Below are 16,760 nucleotides of genomic sequence, written 5' to 3'. Positions count from 1 at the left end.
AGGGACCCATGCGAAACCTGATCCAGTCCGCACTACCCATGGCGTGTGCCTTGCTGTGTTTTGCCGCTGCACCTGCATGGGCGCAGCGCTTGAGCGTGCAATCGCCCGACGCACGCACCCAGGTGGAATTCACCCTGGCCGAGGGCGGCGTGCCGAGCTACCGCGTGCTGTACCGCAACACGATCGTGCTCGACGACGCGCCACTGGGGCTGGATCTCGGCAAGGCCGGCAAGCTCGGTCGCGGCATGACCGTGCAAGGCAGCACGACCGACACGCATGACAGCCGCTTCGCATTGCCGGTCGGCAAGACCCGGCAGGCGCGCGACCATTACCGCGCATTGCGCGTGCAGCTCTCCGACCCGCAACAGCGAGGCCTGGAGGTTGAACTACGCGCCTACGACGATGGCGTGGCGCTGCGTTACGTGTTGCCCGATGCTGGCGATGTGCGCATTCGCGATGAGCTCACCAGCTTCGCCTTTCCGCGTGATTACGCGTGCTGGACACTGAACCTGGGCCGTTTCGGCACCAGCCACGAGGGCGAGTACGATGCCATCGCGGCCTCGAAGTTGCGCCCGCACAATCTGCTCGAGTTACCGCTGGTCTGCCAGACCGATGCCAAGGGCACCACGCTGGCGATCGGCGAGGCGAACCTGCGAGATTACGCCGGCCTGTATCTCACCGGACGCGCCGATGGCGGGCTGGGGGTGTCGGCAAAACTGTCGCCGCGCCTGGACGACCCCACGCTGGCGGTCAGCATCGATGCGAAGGGCCGCGATTTCGCCACGCCCTGGCGCGTGATCATGCTGGGCGACACCCCGGCGAGCCTGATCGAATCCAACCTGATTTCCGCATTGAATCCGCCGCCGGCGTTCGATGCGCGCTGGGTGCGGCCGGGCAAATCGGCCTGGGACTGGTGGTCGGGCAGTCTGGCCAGCGGGGTGGAGCATCCGGGCATGAACACCGCCACCATCCGGCGCTATATCGACCATGCGCACCAGTTGAAGCTGCAGTACATGCTGATCGACGACGGCTGGTACTACGGCAGCACCGGCGACGGACACTACAACGCCGATGCCGACATCCGCCGCCCGGTGGCGGATCTGGATCTGCCGGGCCTGGTGTCGTACGCGCGCAAACGCGAGGTCGGGCTGTGGCTGTGGGCGCACTGGCGCGCGCTCGATGCGCACATGGACGAGGCGCTAGCGTGGTACCAGCAGCTCGGCATCAAGGGCATCAAGGTCGACTTCATGGACCGCGACGACCAGCAGATGGTGGACTTCTACCACCGCCTGTTGGGCAAGGCCGCCGAGCACAAGCTGCTAGTGGACCTGCACGGCGCGTACCACCCGACCGGACTGACGCGCACCTATCCCAACTACCTGACCCAGGAAGGCGTCCTGGGCGCCGAGTACAACAAGTGGACCACCCGCATCACCGCCACGCACAACCTCACGCTGCCGTTCACGCGCATGCTGCTCGGTCCGATGGATTACACGCCGGGCGGTTTCCGCAACGTGCGCCCGGCCGACTTCAAGATGCAGCACATCGCCCCGCAGGTGATGACCACGCGCGCGCAGCAGCTGGCGATGTATGTGGTGTACGAAAGCCCGTTCGCGGTGGTGTCCGACAGCCCGGAGCAATACGAGAACGTGCCGGCCGCGCAGTTCCTGCGCGACGTGCCGGCAAGTTGGGATGAGACACGCGCACTCGACGGCGCCATCGGCGAGCACATCGTCCTGGCGCGGCGCAGCGGCAAGGACTGGTACCTGGGCGCGATGACCAACGAACAGGCACGCACCCTGGAAGTCCCGTTGGCGTTCCTCGGCAAGGGCCGCTGGATCGCCACGATCTACGCGGATGGGCAAGCGCCCACCGACGTACGCATCGACACGCGCAAGCTCACAGGCGCTGACAGCCTGCAACTGGCGCTGGCGGCGAACGGCGGTGCAGCGGTGCGATTGCAGAAGGACTGAGCCGTAGGGTGCGCAGCGGCCGGCTTGGACGCACCGCACGCACCCATGGTGCGTGCATCGCGCGCTGCGTCCGCGTCGACCGTTAGCCAGCGTTCGGCCGCGAGGTGTAATCGCACGCATCGCGCGCCGGGACATGGATAACGTCCCGGCGGGCGCGCGTAGCGACTTTCGCCATCCACACCCCATTGGCAGCCGCGATGCCACCGCCTGCAGCAAGGCAACCGGATCGGCAAGCGCCTCGTTGCGCCAACCGCTGGAGTGAGTACGCGTACTGCTGCGCAGCCGCGCCCGCGTCATGCCTTCAGTCATCCGATACGCCGCAGCATCCGCTTAGCCGGTTGCGCTTGGCGTGTGCCTGATGTCACGCAATCGCACTTCTTCTGAGTATTTGCAAAGTCGATAACTTAGGATGCGTGCGCCCTCACTGTGGACGTGCGCTTTCGAGCAGTGTTCCAAGCGCCGCTACGACCTGAGGGCGCGGCTGACACGGTTCGCCGCGTGCCAGCCGCTTTATTCCGGCGCCCAGGACCCTCTGCATGCTTCTTCGTTCCCATCGATCGCTGCCATCGCGCGGCGCCCTTGCTGCGCTCGTCGTTTGCGTGGCTGCTCCCGCCTATGCGGCCACCTTGCTGCCGGTGTCGGTGTCGCCAGCCAGCGACCAGCACATCGACCAAGTCATGCCACCGCTGCTGCAGACGCCAGCCACGCCGCGCGTTGCCAACCCGCAAGCGGCGCGCGCGCGCCTCGCTGACGCGGTATCGCGCGCGTATCCGCAGGTAACGCCCGAATTCCAGCAGTTCCTGCAGACGCAGGCGCGCGCCAGCTATGCCAAGCGCGATGCGGCGTCGAAGGTTGCCGACCCTACCGCATTCGCGCAGATGCAGCGCTATCTGTTCAACCGCTACAACGGGCTGACCGTGCTGGGCAGCGTACGACAAGGCGGCACCGTGTTCGACTGCATCCCGCGCGCGCAACAGCCGGCCTTGCGCGATGGGAGCACGCCTGCCCTGCCGCCAGCCATCGCACCGGGCGTCAGCACCAATGACACCCTGGACAAGGCACAACGCTGCGAAGCCGGAAGTGTGCCGCTGCAGCGCATCGGCCTGACCGAACTGACCCGGCACGCAACGCTGCAGGCCTACCTGCGCGGCACCACACCGCGTGCGATCGAACCAGCGAGCGCGCATCGCATGACCGCCGCACAGGACGCTGCCTCGGTGGTGCATTACTACTCCACCATCTATCTGGATACCGCCGGCTCGCCGGTGACCGGTGCCGGCGCCGATCTCAACACCTGGGTGCCCGCCGTACGCGCCAACGATGCGCAATCGATCAGCCAGATCTGGCTGGGCGGCTACACGCCCAAAGGTCAGATCCAGACGCTGGAAGCCGGATGGCAGACCCAGCCCGGCGCAGGCTGGGGCACTACGCCCATCCTGTTTATCTACTCCACGCAGGACGGCTACCTCACCACCGGCTGCCATAACCTGGATTGCGCCGACTTCGTGCAGACCAGCAGCGCGAATGTGCTCGGCGCCGCACCGGCGGGCGGCTTCAGCAGCGCCGGCGGCCAGCAGGCATTGCTGCATGTGGAATTCCAGCGCAATGCCGAAGGCTATTGGTGGTTCGGCTTGAATGGCGAATGGATCGGCTACTACAAGGCCGAGCTCTATGCGGGCGACATCGCCGACGGAAGTGCCAACATCTTCATTTCCGCCGGTGGCGAAATCTCCACCTGGGACGGTCGCCCCAGCGCACCGATGGGCAGCGGGAAGTTTGCATCGGCCGGCTACCGGCAGGCAGCCTTCCAGGCCAACCATTTCTACCGCGACGCAACCATGGCCACCCGGCCGGCGCAGCGCCTGTCATCGCTGAACGTGGCGCAGCCCGCCTGCTATACCCTGGCGATTGCCGGCTACGCCTATCCGTATGCCTTGGGTGCCGGCGTCTCACGCACCAGCCTGTCGCCCGAGATGCGCAACGGTGGCATCTACTTCGGTGGCCCGGGCTGCGCACGCTGAGCCAGCCGTGGGTCTACGCGCACTGCTGCAGTGCGCGTAGCGGCCTGCGATGAGCGCAGTGACGCGCGCATCGTGCAGGCGTATCCCAGGCCAGCGATACGCCTGCGCAACGGAACTGGAGGGTTGGTCGCCGCGCAGCATCGATTGTGCATCGCGGCTCCCACCATACCGGCGGGGTGTGTGTCGATGCGCAAGCAGCCAGGCACTAACCGGACCTTGCGGCGCTGGAGGTCTGGAAGCACCTGAAGCGTCAGCGCCCATCTTGCTCCGGGGTGACAAGGCAGGGGTTCCGCGCCATGGGCGCGCAGCCGGTGGAGCGCCCGCGCTGCAAGCGCGAGTCAGGGCGCGAACCGGGATGGGTTGAGGGTTCGCGGCAAAGCAATCCTAGCGTCACTTCTGGAGGCGCGTGGCGACGCGTTTATCATTGCTTGCACTGACAGACGCTTGAGGCGCACCCTCATCCGCCCCTTCGGGGCACCTTCTCCCCCATAAAGGAGGACAATGTCCCGAAGGGAGAAGGGCTGTTATCAATTTCTCTTGTGCAGTGACGACCACGCAGGTTGGTCTACCAGACGCACCCCCTCGCCTCGGCAAGGAGGTGTTTCTTACGGCAAATCCACGCCTGCGCACACGGCCGGGCGGGCATCCTTGATCTGTTGCACACCCCGCGCGTCGAACTGCAATGCCGCATGCCCTGGTGCGAACGCCGGCCATGCAGGCAGGCCTTTGGCGTTTGGATTACCGCTCTGCACGAAAGCGGCCCAGTAACGCTGCAGGCTTACCGGTGGCTGGCCGATCGGCAGGTTCTTGAACAGGAACGGCAGCTCAGCGCTATGGGTCACCTGGGCACCCGGCGCGGCGGTATCGAACACGTAATGCCATACCGGCACACCGAGCGCGGCCTGGCGCTGTGCGACCGTCACCGCCGGGCAACGGAAGGTGAGATCGGTGGACAGCTGCATGGCCGCATTGCCCTGCCGCGCCGCACGCTGCTCGGCGTGCGTGCGCTGCGCCTGCAGCACGGTGTCGGCACGATCGGGATAGTCGCGGCGCAAGCGCGCCTGCGCTCCCTGCTCGCCGCCATAGGTGAGCTCCTGCACCACGTAGCCGATCAGCAGCGGCACCCTGGCCTGCGCGCCGCTTGCCAACAGCTCGGCCGGCGCGCGCGGCAGCACGCGCCCATCAACCACCGCCTGTAGCCAGATATAGCCATCATCGTCCAGCGCCGGCACATCCACGCCCTGCCCGGCCTTGAGCAGCTGGTCGACCGGCAGCGCACGCAACTGCGCCAGGCGCGTGGCCGGATCGTCGATGCCGGCGCGCTTGGCGATGCTCACGCCTACTGCGCGGTTGTCTTCCAGGCTGCGCGCCGGCAAGCCGAACCCGGCGGTGCCGCTCTGTTCGATCGCGGCCGAAAACAGACCGCGCGCCAGCGGGCTGAGCATCAGCAGGCCCACGTCCTGGCCACCGGCCGACTGCCCGGCAATGGTGACCCGCGCCGGGTCGCCGCCGAACTGCGCAATGTTGTCGCGCACCCAGCGCAAGGCCGCAATCTGATCGAGCAGGGCGTAATTGCCGGCCGCCTCGTTCTGGCCATCGCCCAGCTCAGGCAGCGACAGGAAACCCAGCGCGCCCAGCCGGTATTGCAGCGTCACCACCAGCATGTCCTGCGCCACCAGGTTGGTGGGCAGATGCCCGTCCGCACCACCGGCCACATTGGCACCGCCATGGATCCAGACGAACACCGGCAACGGCTTGGCCGGATGCAACTGCGGCGTCTGCACTTCCACATACAGGCAGTCTTCGCTGCCACGGCTGGCCATGGCGTTGTTCCAGCCCAGCGCGGGCTGCACGCACGGCGTGGCTGCCTGGGTGGCGTCGCGCACCTGTGTCCATGCCGGGGCCGGTTGCGGCGGCCGCCAGCGCAGCGCGCCCAGCGGCGGTGCGGCGAACGGAATCTTGCGGAACACCGCACTGCCATCGTCCTGCCATTGCCCACGTACCACACCGTGATCGGTACGAACTTCCGGCGGCGCGGCGGGCGTGGGCGCGGTGGCGGCAGCAGCGCTGCCGGTGAGAACGCAGGTGGCGGCAAGCAGCCAGGCAGACACACGCATCAACGCTCTCCAGTGATCACACGGGCACGCCAGGCGGCCTGGAAGACAGCGGTGGCCGAGGCCACGTTGAGACTTTCGACCTTGCCGCTGCCGCCGATGGACAGCTGCAGATCGCAGTCGCGCGCGAACTGGCGGTCCATGCCCTCGCTTTCCGCCCCCATCACGTACACCAGGCGTTGCGGCAGGCTGGCGGCGAACACGTCCTGGCCGCCATCGACGAGCGTGGCGGCCACCGCAAACCCGGCCTGGCGCAGCTGCGCCAGCGCCTGGTCGGTGTCGGGCAACTGCACCAGCGGCACCGCTTCGGCACCGCCTTCGGCGACGCGGGCCGCCGCCCCGGACAGCCCCAGCGTGGAGCCGGCCGGCAGCAGCAGGCCAGCCACGCCGAAGTGCGCCGACGAGCGCAGGATCGCGCCGAAGTTGTGCGGGTTGCCTACGCCGTCCAGCCACAGCGCCAGCACCGGGCCTGGCGGCAGCGCCGACAGCCATTGCTGCAGCGGCTGCGGCGCTACGCGCAGCACGTCGGCCACCACGCCTTCGTGGTGCGCACTGGCGGCGAGCTTGCTCAGGTCGGCCTCTTCCACCACGCGGTAGCCGATGCGCTGGGCCACGCACCAGGCCAGCACGTCCTTGAACTGCGGAATGCGCGCCTGGCTCAGGTACAGCTTGCGCAACGCCTGCGGGCGCGCCTTGAACACCGCCTGCACGGCGTTGATACCGTACAGCCGCAACTCGCGCGCGTTGCCGCCACCGGAAGGTGCCGCAGGCGCGCGCGCGGATGCTGTCGGCGGCGGCGCTGCCGATGAACCGGGCGTGGCCCGTTCCCAGGGACTGCGCGGAGGAACCGCGCCGCCGTCGCGCGTCGGCCGTGTGCCGCGCCTATCATGCTGTTTCATTTTTAGTCCAGAAATCCGCGTTCTTGATGCCGAGCGGAACAGGATCGAAGACCGGATCCAGCCCCTGGCGTTTTTGCCGTTCGTAATCCTTCAAGGCCAGCATCGCCGGCTTGTGCAGGATCAGGATGGCGATGATGTTGAGCCACGCCATGACGCCCACGCCGATATCGCCCAGCGCCCAGGCCAGCTGCGCGTTGTGGAATGCGCCGAAGATCACCATGCCCAGGATGCCCAGCCGCAGCAGCAACACTGTGAACGGGCGCCGACGGTTGCCATTGACGTAACTGAGGTTGGTTTCGGCCATGTAGTAATAGGCCATGATGGTGGTGAAGGCGAAGAAGAACAGCGCCACCGCCACGAAGCCCGCGCCCCAACCCGGCAGCACCGATTCCACCGCTGCCTGCGCATAGCCCGGGCCCTCCTCCACGCCGCTCAGGCCGGCATACAGGCCGGGCGTTGCGCCGTCGGGTGCGTACACGTTGTACTTGCCGGTGGTGAGGATCAGGAACGCGGTTGCGGTGCAGACCATCATGGTGTCGAAGTAGATCGCGAACGCCTGCACGTAACCCTGCTTGGCCGGATGCGAGACCTCGGCGGCCGCAGCGGCATGCGGGCCGGTACCCTGCCCGGCCTCGTTGGCGTAGATGCCACGCTTGACGCCCCATTCCACCGCCAGGCCCAGCAACGCGCCGAACGCGGCATGGCTGCCGAAGGCACTGCTGAAGATGGTGGCGAACATATCCGGCACGCGCTCGGCATTGAGCACCATGATGACCACCGCCATCAGGATGTAGCCCATGGCCATGAACGGCACCACGATCTCGGCGAAGTTGGCGATGCGCTTGACGCCGCCGAAGATGATCACCCCCAGCATGCAAGCCACCACGACGCCGATGCCCAACTTGGCGGCATCGCGCATCGGCAGGCCCATCCACTGGCCGTCCATCGCCCCGCACAGCGCGGTCCCGCGGCAGGCGTTGATGGCGCTGTCGGCGATCGCGTTGGCCTGTACGCCGGGCATCAGCAAGCCGGTGGCGATGATGGTGGCCACCGCGAAGGTGAGCGCGTACCACTTCAGCCCCATCGCCTTTTCGATGTAGTACGCCGGACCGCCGCGGTACCTGCCTTCGGCATCCTTGATCTTGTAGATCTGCGCCAGCGTGGATTCCACGTACGAGGTGGAGGCACCGAGGAACCCCATCACCCACATCCAGAAGATCGCGCCCGGACCGCCGAAGGCGATGGCGGTGGCCACCCCGGCGATGTTGCCGATGCCGATACGCCCGGCCATCGACATGGCCAGCGCCTGGAACGAGGACACCCCGGCATCGGACTTCTGCCCGCCCACGGTGAGGCGGATCATTTCGACGAAACCGCGCACCTGCATAAAACGGGTGCGGATGGTGAAGTACACGCCGGCGCCCAGGCACATGAAGATCAGTGCCTTGCTCCAGACGATACCGTTGATGCCATTGATGAGTGCTTCCACGCAATCTCCCCGACGCGCCGGACGTTGACCCCAGCGACGTGGGGAGTGCCCCGATTCTGGCCGAAAGCGCGCCGCGATGCGACGTTACGCGCCCAGCGCATGGCTGCCGTACCGGCACAACGCGTGACGCCAACGAGCGGCATCGCGCCGTCGGCGCGACGCCACTGCCATGCCCGGGCCCGGCGCTCGAGCCCGGTGCACGGGCCTCAACGCCTGGCGGTCTGTGCCTGCTGGAGCGCGGCGCACAGGCGGATGCTCTCGCCGGTCTGGGCCAGGCCGCGGTCGGCACCGCTCAGGGTGGCCAGGCGCGGTTTGAAGAACGCCTCCAGGCGCTCGGCCTCTTCGCTGCTGCAGCCACCGCTGGCAGCCAGCGCCGGCAAGCCGCCCCCATCGAACGAACCGCTGCGCTGCACGATGCGGTCGAAGTTGGCGGTGAACCACGGCCACATCGACGCATGCGATGCCTGCTCGGCATGGCCGCGACGCAGCAGGCTCTTCATCTCGCCGACCTTGATCGCATCGGTGAGCGCAAAATCCCGCACCCGCTTGAGCAATGCCGGATCCTGCACCGCACCCAGCCCGTCGATCATCGCGTTGCGCTGCGCCGGATCGGCATGCGTGCGCAATGCCGCGATCAAGGCATCCACCGCGGCGGCGCCACGTTCCTGCACGGTCACCGCCAAGACGGGGCCGAGCAGATCGGGATTGGCCGCAGAAAAGTCCAGCGCTCCGTTGCCGCCGGCCAGCACGGCATCGCCCTGGGCGAGCAAGGCCTTGCGCACTTCCGGGTTGCGCAGGCGCAGGCCGAACAGGCTGGCCAGCGAGCTCCGCAACGCGACCTCGTCGACCGACTCGCCGCTGCGCCGCGTGTAACCCAACTGGCGCAGGCGCGGCAGATAGGCCTGCTCGGCCACCTTGCGCAATGCAGCGCGCTGCGCGTCGGTACTGGCTTGGTGCTGCCAGATCCACACCAGGCGTTCCACCAGCGCGGTGGACACAGCGGCCGACGCGGACGGCGCCAGCTGCTTGATCGCCGCCAGTATCGCATCGCTGTCGGCATCGCCATGGCGGTAGGCCGCATCGATCGCATCGGCATAGGCGAGCTTCTCGCTGTCGTCGAGCTGGTCGATCTGCTTGCCCAGCGCGTCCAGCTGCTTCTTCGGCAGGCTGAAACGGTAGTAGCCGGCGCCACGCGCGTTCGGGAACACCCAGGTGTTCTTGCCGGCGCCTTCCAGCACGATGCTGCCGCTGGCACTGTCCAGCAGCTGGCAGGCAGTCCCCACCTGGTTCTTGCCCTTGCCGTACTTCACGCACACCGGCACGCCCCACTGCTGCGCGGCGGAGCCTGTGGAGCCCACCGGCAGATAGCGCTGCTGCTGCAGGTTGACCACGGTCTTGCCACCGGCGCGCGCCACCTGGGTCTGCAGGTACGGCACGCCCGGTTGGTCGACGAAACTGCGGAAGGCGGCCTTGAACGCATCGTCCTTGCCGGCCGCTTCGGTGATCGCATCGACCAGGTCGTCGGCAGTGGCGTTGGCGAACTTGTGTTTGGCGATGTAGGCGCGCATGCCCTCACGGAACACCTCCTCGCCGACGAAGGCTTCGAACATCGCCAGCACGGCCGCACCCTTCTGGTAGGTGATGCCGTCGAAAGCGGTTTCGATATCGCCGTTGCCAGTGATCGGCTGGCGGATCTTGCGCGCACTGACCAGGCTGTCGTTGTTCATCGCATACTGCGCACCGCCGATGCGATCCAGGTTGGCGTGATACTCCGGATGCAGCTGCATGGTGATCTTCTGCTGCATCCAGGTGGCGAATGCTTCGTTGAGCCACAGGTCGTCCCACCACGCCATGGTCACGGTGTCGCCGGTCCACTGATGCGCCAGCTCGTGCGCGTTGACATTGAAGGAGCGCTGCACGTTCTCCGCTGGCGAATCCTTGTCCAGCAACAACAGCCAGTCGCGGAAGGTGACGAAGCCGGGGTTCTCCATCGCACCGGCGCTGAAATCCGGCGCGGCGACCAGATCAAGCTTGTCGAAGGGATAGCCGGACGCGTAGTAGTCCTCCAGCGCGGCGATGATCGCCGGGGTCTGATCCAGCGCCGGCGTGATGCGCGTGCCCTGCCCCTTGGCGGCGATACCGCGCAGCGGGGTGGCGGCGGGCCGCTGTGGCGTGGCCGGCATTGCGGGCACATCCACCACATCCCACGGGCCGGCCGCGTATGCCACCAGATAGGTGGGCAGCGGTACGGTCGGCGCAAAGGTCACCGTCTTCCAGCCCTTGCCGGCCGGCTTGGTCGAGGTGGCGATGGTGTTGGCCAGCGCCTGGTCGTCCTTGGGCACGGTCAGGCTGATGTCGAACGGCGTCTTGAACGCCGGCTCGTCGAAACCGGGAAACGCGTAGCGCGCGCTGATCGGTTCCATCTGCGTCATCGCATAGGCATTGCCCTGGTACTTCACTTGATACAGCCCCTGCAGCTGCTGGTTGAGCGGCGCGCTATAGCTGATGTCCACGGTGAGCGTCTGCGGCTTGAGCGTGCGGCCGAAATCCAGGCGCACCACACCGGCTTGCGCATCGGCCAGCACATAGCGCGCGGTCAGCGCCTTGCCCTTGCCGGGCTTGACCGTGGCCTTGCTGACCTTCAGCTCCTTGCCATGCAGCCACAGGTGATCGGAGGCCTGCTTGAGCTGCACGCGGATGGTGGTGCGGCCGCTGAACTGCGCCTGGTCCGGGTCGATCTTCAGCGCCAGGCTGTAGCGCTCGGGGACCGCCCAGGTCGGCAGACGACCATTGGGCACCGGCTCGCCGGAGGACTGCGCCAGCGCGGTGCCGCAGCACAACGCAAGAAGGGAAGGAGCAAGCAGGCAGGCAAGAGGGCGCATCGGCGATTCCAGTCGGGATAACCGCCGAAGTCCACCACAGCCGGCAGTGACTGTCACGTGCCCTTCGTCATTGTGGGATTGTGCCACCGAATGTTTGCAGGTTCTCCAAGGTCAGCGCATCGCTGCCTCCCTGCCATGTTTCCAGCGCCAGTCGGCACCCTGGTGCGTTGCAGCGGCTTGCTGACCACTGGCACAGATGCCGTGCCAACCGCCTGCAGCCCGGCCGAGTCACTGGAGCAAAGCAATGCCATTGCCGCGCAATCCGAGATCACCCATGCACTGGCCTGCAACGTCGGCGGCTGGGCCGGCGGTGCCTCCACCGCGGTCGCGCTTGGCGGCAGCGGCTTCGTGCCGTGGGCATTGGTGGTCGGCGATGCGCTGTTGATGAGCAAGGCGTTCGACAAAGGCGCCGACTTGCTGGACAACCGCGCCATCTACCACCAGATCGACGAGGCCGGCGTGGAATGGCAGTTCAATGGTCGCAACTGGCAGCGCGCCGCGGCCATCGAGCTTGCCCAGGACGATGGCCGCACATCGGGCGAACAGCTCGTTGTTGCCAGACCGGGCCAACGATGCAGCAGCTACAACGCAATGAGTCGGGGCAATACGGCTACGACAGCCCCATTGCGCACCTTCAGCGCGGCAGCAATGGTGTTGCTCGCGCGGTGCGCGAGGTACATGCCCTTGTCTGCCCATGCCGCCAATGATGACGCTAGACTTCGGTCACAGCAATCCCAGGGTGCGAGCCTGTGGACGGGATGCAACACATGGAAACCAACATGACCAATCAGCCAAGAAAGGGCGAGTTTTTCGAGCTGCTGCCGGACGCCCGGCGTGGAGGAAAGGGCCACGGGGTGATCTTCGAAAATGAGCAGGCTCTTTTGACGCCGCCCCGGCTTATTTTGCAGCCGGACGAAGGAGGATTTCCTCCGTTAAAAGAGACGCCACTATTGATCTACAATCCCATGGAAGGGGCGTTACCTCAAGATCTTGAGGGAGGCTTTAGTGGCTACTGGCTGGTCTCCGAGCGGCTTCGCAAGGTGATGGAGTCTGTGGATGCGGATGCCTTCGCATTTGCTGATACTGACTATCGCTTGGCCGATGGTTCCAAAGGTCCGAGCGCCTTCCTCTGCGATGTCGTTCGCACATTAGATGCTTTGGATGAGGAAGCATCGGAGCTCGATATAAAAATCAGCGACGATTACGAAGCTGGAAAGTATTACAGCCTTGCGGGCGGTAGCCGCTTGACTTTCAAGAGTGATGTGCTTGGAAATGCGCATGTATTTAAGCTTCCTTTTAATGATGGCGTTTTTTGTGATCGGGTATTCAAGGAGGCGGTTGAGGCTGCCGGAATTAGCACTAACGGGAATTCCGACGGGCTATGGTTCTACGACGTCGTGAATCGTTGACGCGCCGAATACGAGCAGAAGAGCTTAGTTTATGTCGAAATATCGGACACTTTTTCAAGATCATCACGAGATTGAGCAACAAACGCTTAAAAGCAGTAAGTTGCTTGCGAAGATGCAAGAGATCGGTCGGTTCGATATTCACGCACAGGAAAACCGCATCTTCCTGCCGTCTGATCCCAAGTTCGCTCACTCTCTGGTCATTTCGCCGCACAGCGGCGGCCCGCTTGGCGCCTATCAGTATGGCGTAATTAAGCGCTTGGAAGAAATTCAGGAAACGCGAGATGGTCGAGCGGCTTTGCGAGGCGACCCGGAGGCGTTGAATCGCGTTGTCCAGCGTGTGGAGCAGTTGCGCGATACTCTTGCGGTTGGCCTGATTAACAATGACTTGAACACCAACACGCCACTTGGTCTTACTCCCGCTCAGGCAAACATGAAAGTTCACGGTTTTATGCAAAACAGCCTGAACTATTACCAAGCCCATTCTCAACAGCTTGATGCTTTTAAAGGGCTCACTGGAGTTGATCGAGGTTGGGCAGGTGTGACGAACTCTGAGTCTCGCATTGTCACCACGCTCAACCAGATCAATGTCAGCAACACCGCCATCGTTCGAGGTGGGGACATCGAGCTTCAGCGTCATGGATTGTCGCTCGCCATCGCCAATGCCCATCACGATGGGCGCGTGGTCTTGTCTGAGCAGGGCATCCTCAAGGTCGAGCAGGTTCTCGGTGACGAAGCCGCATATAACCTGCGTGTCCCCCGAGGCCAACGCGGTGCCGCCGCCATGGAAGTGTTGCTGGGCAATGCATCCGCCAGCACCCTGGTGCGCTCGGGTGGCTTGCTAGCCACCGGTGCCGATGCGGTGCTGACCGCGCGCCGCTCGTCCGAGTTGCTGGAACAAGGCAATGCCACGGCGGCGCAGTCGGAAGTTCAGCACGCCATTGCCCGCAACGCGGGCGGCTGGGCCGGTGGCGCCTCTACTGCCGCTGCGATTGGTGGCAGCGGCTTTGTGCCTGCGGCGTTGGTGGTCGGCGATGCGCTGCTGATGAGCAAGGCGTTCGACAAAGGCGCCGATTTGCTGGACAACCGCGCCATCTACCACCAAACCGACAAGGCTGGCGTGGAGTGGCAGTTCAATGGTCGCAACTGGCAGCGCGACGCGGCCATCGAGCTTGCCCAGGATGATGGCAGCACATCGGGCGAGCAGCCCGTGGTTGCGAGCTACGAAAAATCCCAGGAGTTGGGTGCTCTGGCCAACGCCAAGGCAGTGGAGCTGGCATTGGGCAAGGTGCCCGCGCCCCAGGACCCGTTTAACCTCCCTGCAAGAGCCAGCGACCAAGTAGGGTTGGACAATCAGAACTGGCGGCGCAATCCGACCACCGAGCTTTGGGAGCGCCCAGTCAAAACCGCCATGTCCGGTGCCAACGACCGAGGCAGCTACGAACACCAAACCGCCTCGCCGGACCGCGCGCAGCAACTCACCCAAGAGGCCCTTGGCCGCATCGAAAGCAACATCGCCACCGAGCGCGAAGCCATCGCCGCGGCATACCTGGAAAACCATGCTGCTCAGCGGGCCCAGTCTTACGGTGTAGAAGTGCCGTCGGCGGTTCAGGCGGCGCAAGCCAAGGCCGGCGCGGTATTGGGGTCGGATGCCCAGCTTTACCAGCGCACAGAGTCAGGACAGTGGGCCGGCAAGGATGGCGTTGCCAGCGGCAACCTGGCGGTGGACTTGGAGCTCACCAACCAGATGCGCCAGCCCTCGCTGGAACGGTCACAAGAAGCCCTGGCAGCGATTCAAGCGCTTCCCGCGCCCACTGCTAAGCAGATGGAGCAAAACGAGCTGCTGCACCGCTACCGGGCCGCAGGCGTCGATTTGAACGTCAACCCGCAGACCCAGCAGGCCGTAGAGCTAGCTTCGCAGCGGACCGTGGCGGCCAACGGCATCACCGGGCCGACCATGCAGCAGTTGCAGCGAAATGCGTCGGGGCAATACGGCTATGACAGTCCTATTGCATACCTCCAGCGCGGCAGCGATGGGATCACTCGCGTGGTGGCCGTGACCACCAGCGAGGATATCCGGCAGGCGTTGAGTGAGGCGCAAGGCCACCGACAGGAATCGGCAACCCTTGCTCGGGCGTCCGAAGCGACGGGAGATGGGGACGCCTCGGCCTCCGAGTCGTCCAATCCGCAGCAAGTGCTGGATATCCAGGCACGCATGCAAGCCTCTGTCGCGGCGCAGGCGCGACAAGAACGCGCACAGCAAGATCGCCTCGCGCAAGAGCAACATGCTGCGCAGGTGCGCGAGCACCTCCGACAGGCACAGCCTGAGCGCGAAGAGAAGTCACAAAGCGAACAGGCGGTCCGGGCGCAGGCGGTGTTGGAAGGCCAACGCCAAACCGAGCAGCAGCGCGAACTAGAAGAACGCCAACTACAAGAGAGGCAGGCACAGACCAGCCAGCAACGCGAGCTGCAGGAGCGTGAGGAAAAGGATGTCCAGGAACGTCAGGCACAGGGGCGCCGAGCCGAAGACAACCAGCAGCGTGAGCAGCAAGACCGCCAGGCTCAAGAAGCAACGCGAATTGAGGCCCAGGAAGATCAGGCTCGGCTAGCACAGGATCAGCAGCAACAAGTTCAAGGACTCGAACAGCAGCAGGCCCAGCGTCAAGAATCCTCGCCGCAACCGAACCCTCACCCGCACGCTCAAGATGCCGCGCTGGCTCAACAAGCACCACGGCCCGAGTTGCCGCAGGAAAACGCGCGTCAGCTGCCAGAGGTACTGAATCAACAGGCAGGCGAAGACCTGGCTCACCACACATTTGACCCACCAAAGCAGCCGACGGGCCCAGGTGACGTCCAGCCGCATCAAGCACAAGAAACGGCACGCGCACTGGAAAGACAGGCCTCGGAGAGTCGTGATGCTGCGCACCTCCAAGTGTCTCCCTCTAGGAGCCGGGAGTCCGGCGACCAACCTGTGCAAAGCGTGCAAGCCGATGCGGTGTCCCCGGCGCTGTCTCGCCATGTGCAAACGCAGCCGGCTGAAATGGAGCAAGCGTCGGTGCGCCAGCAAGACGAGGCGCATGAGCAGGGGGCAGCGCCGGTTCAGACCATGGCCCCAACAGTGCCTGCGACAGCAGAACCGTTGATTGCATCGCTTTCCACAGCGTCTGCCACGCCTGAGCGAGAAGCCGAGGCCGAACGGCCCCGTCCCTCAGACGCCTTGCTCGCTGATTATGGTGCGCCGGTGCTGCCCCGAGAACCCCTCGCGCAAGCGCGTGAGCAGTCATTGGCAAGCAGTGCCGCTACTCACGTGTCCGTCGGGTCTGCTGACGCAGAAGACCAACGAACGCAATCGACCCCGGCGCAGGACCGCAGTACCACAGACCCGGGCGGCGCCCTGTTCCTGGAAGAGACCCTGCGCTCGCTGCGTCAACTGCAACAGGAGATCGAGGCGGCGGATCGGGAAGACGAACGCTTCCACAAGCAATGGAGGGAGTATCGCGAGCGCGGAGAACCCTATCCTTTCGCTCGCGACGACACCCGAAGCGTGGACGGCACCAGCCTCGACGAGTTCCCGCAGCGCGAGCAAGCGCGTCGCTCTGCCAGTGAAGCGGCAGAGCAAACCGATGCCTACCCACCTCTAGCTGTGATCTCTCAGTAGGTTGTTCATCCGGGGCCGATCTGGAAGATGGGGGTTACCACACCAACCCAGCCCCCAGGAGCCCCGGATGAACCTGCATCAACATGCCCGTTTGACGCCGCGAGGTCGAGCCTTGCTCGTGCAGCGCATCGTGGAGCACGGCTTGCGAGTGGAAGAGGCCGCGCACGCCAGTGGCGTGAGCGTGCGGACCGCCTACAAATGGCTGGCCCGCTACCGCCTGCTGCGAGAGGATGGCCTGCAGGACCGTTCTTCGCGCCCTCAACACTGTCCGCATGCCACGCCGCCGGAACTGGTCGAGCAGATCCTGCAGCAACGCCG

At 65.2% G+C, this 16,760-nt stretch carries 9 protein-coding genes and 1 pseudogene; 6 read left to right on the top strand and 4 right to left on the bottom strand.

Annotated features, from left to right (window positions below; translation table 11 throughout):
- Positions 1–8: 8 nt before the first annotated feature.
- Both XcodCFBP4690_RS00050 and XcodCFBP4690_RS00045 read left to right on the top strand, forming a co-directional pair.
- Positions 9–1,973 carry a glycoside hydrolase family 97 protein gene (locus XcodCFBP4690_RS00050; protein WP_104539053.1) on the top strand — a complete coding sequence of 655 codons (1,965 nt, stop codon included), beginning with the start codon at positions 9–11 and terminating at the stop codon, positions 1,971–1,973.
- Between the two features lie 599 nt (positions 1,974–2,572).
- Entirely contained in the window at positions 2,573–3,994 is a 1,422-nt protein-coding gene (locus tag XcodCFBP4690_RS00045; protein WP_244183539.1) for a neprosin family prolyl endopeptidase, read from the top strand.
- 605 nt (positions 3,995–4,599) lie between these two features.
- On the opposite strand, the gene XcodCFBP4690_RS00040 is transcribed toward XcodCFBP4690_RS00045, so the two are convergent.
- The 4 genes from XcodCFBP4690_RS00040 to XcodCFBP4690_RS00025 all read right to left on the bottom strand — a co-directional run bounded on the left by XcodCFBP4690_RS00040 (position 4,600) and on the right by XcodCFBP4690_RS00025 (position 11,378).
- Positions 4,600–6,111 (bottom strand): carboxylesterase/lipase family protein, encoded by a 1,512-nt coding sequence (locus XcodCFBP4690_RS00040; RefSeq protein WP_104539052.1) that lies wholly within the window; start codon positions 6,109–6,111, stop codon positions 4,600–4,602.
- On the bottom strand, positions 6,111–7,007 hold the full coding sequence (locus XcodCFBP4690_RS00035; RefSeq protein ID WP_104539051.1) for a TrmH family RNA methyltransferase: 897 nt from the start codon (positions 7,005–7,007) through the stop codon (positions 6,111–6,113). Before XcodCFBP4690_RS00035 ends, XcodCFBP4690_RS00040 begins: the two co-directional genes overlap by 1 nt.
- The gene (locus XcodCFBP4690_RS00030) at positions 6,994–8,496 is read right to left on the bottom strand and encodes an alanine/glycine:cation symporter family protein (protein WP_104539050.1); all 1,503 of its coding nucleotides are present in this window, start codon (positions 8,494–8,496) and stop codon (positions 6,994–6,996) included. Before XcodCFBP4690_RS00030 ends, XcodCFBP4690_RS00035 begins: the two co-directional genes overlap by 14 nt.
- Before the next feature lie 206 nt (positions 8,497–8,702).
- The gene (locus XcodCFBP4690_RS00025) at positions 8,703–11,378 is read right to left on the bottom strand and encodes a M1 family metallopeptidase (RefSeq protein WP_104539049.1); all 2,676 of its coding nucleotides are present in this window, start codon (positions 11,376–11,378) and stop codon (positions 8,703–8,705) included.
- 90 nt (positions 11,379–11,468) lie between these two features.
- Between XcodCFBP4690_RS00025 and XcodCFBP4690_RS00020 the strand changes: the two are divergent.
- From XcodCFBP4690_RS00020 to XcodCFBP4690_RS00005, 4 genes and pseudogenes are all read left to right on the top strand, one after another.
- Positions 11,469–11,936, top strand: a pseudogene (locus XcodCFBP4690_RS00020) (hypothetical protein); the annotation flags it as partial.
- Positions 11,937–12,145: 209 nt separating this feature from the next.
- Positions 12,146–12,787, top strand: coding sequence for a DUF1629 domain-containing protein (locus XcodCFBP4690_RS00015; protein WP_104539048.1), 642 nt, complete (start codon positions 12,146–12,148; stop codon positions 12,785–12,787).
- Between the two features lie 31 nt (positions 12,788–12,818).
- Positions 12,819–16,442 carry a hypothetical protein gene (locus tag XcodCFBP4690_RS22970; protein WP_430523605.1) on the top strand — a complete coding sequence of 1,208 codons (3,624 nt, stop codon included), beginning with the start codon at positions 12,819–12,821 and terminating at the stop codon, positions 16,440–16,442.
- A 67-nt stretch (positions 16,443–16,509) separates the two neighbouring features.
- Positions 16,510–16,760, top strand: a 251-nt coding sequence (locus XcodCFBP4690_RS00005; protein WP_146091784.1) for a leucine zipper domain-containing protein, incomplete at its 3' end; no start/stop codon positions are given.

The organism is Xanthomonas codiaei (assembly GCF_002939785.1).
GTDB classification, from domain to species: Bacteria; Pseudomonadota; Gammaproteobacteria; order Xanthomonadales; family Xanthomonadaceae; genus Xanthomonas; species Xanthomonas codiaei.
The sequence above is the reverse complement of the archived record's forward strand: the minus strand, read 5'-3'. Positions and strand labels throughout refer to the sequence as shown.

Excerpts from the sequence above, each read along its gene's own strand:
- XcodCFBP4690_RS00035 (WP_104539051.1), bottom strand. The coding sequence starts at position 7,007 with ATGAAACAGCATGATAGGCGCGGCACACGGCCGACGCGCGACGGCGGC.
- XcodCFBP4690_RS00040 (WP_104539052.1), bottom strand. The coding sequence starts at position 6,111 with ATGCGTGTGTCTGCCTGGCTGCTTGCCGCCACCTGCGTTCTCACCGGC.
- XcodCFBP4690_RS00015 (WP_104539048.1), top strand. The coding sequence starts at position 12,146 with ATGGAAACCAACATGACCAATCAGCCAAGAAAGGGCGAGTTTTTCGAG.
- XcodCFBP4690_RS00050 (WP_104539053.1), top strand. The coding sequence starts at position 9 with ATGCGAAACCTGATCCAGTCCGCACTACCCATGGCGTGTGCCTTGCTG.
- XcodCFBP4690_RS22970 (WP_430523605.1), top strand. The coding sequence starts at position 12,819 with ATGTCGAAATATCGGACACTTTTTCAAGATCATCACGAGATTGAGCAA.
- XcodCFBP4690_RS00025 (WP_104539049.1), bottom strand. The coding sequence starts at position 11,378 with ATGCGCCCTCTTGCCTGCCTGCTTGCTCCTTCCCTTCTTGCGTTGTGC.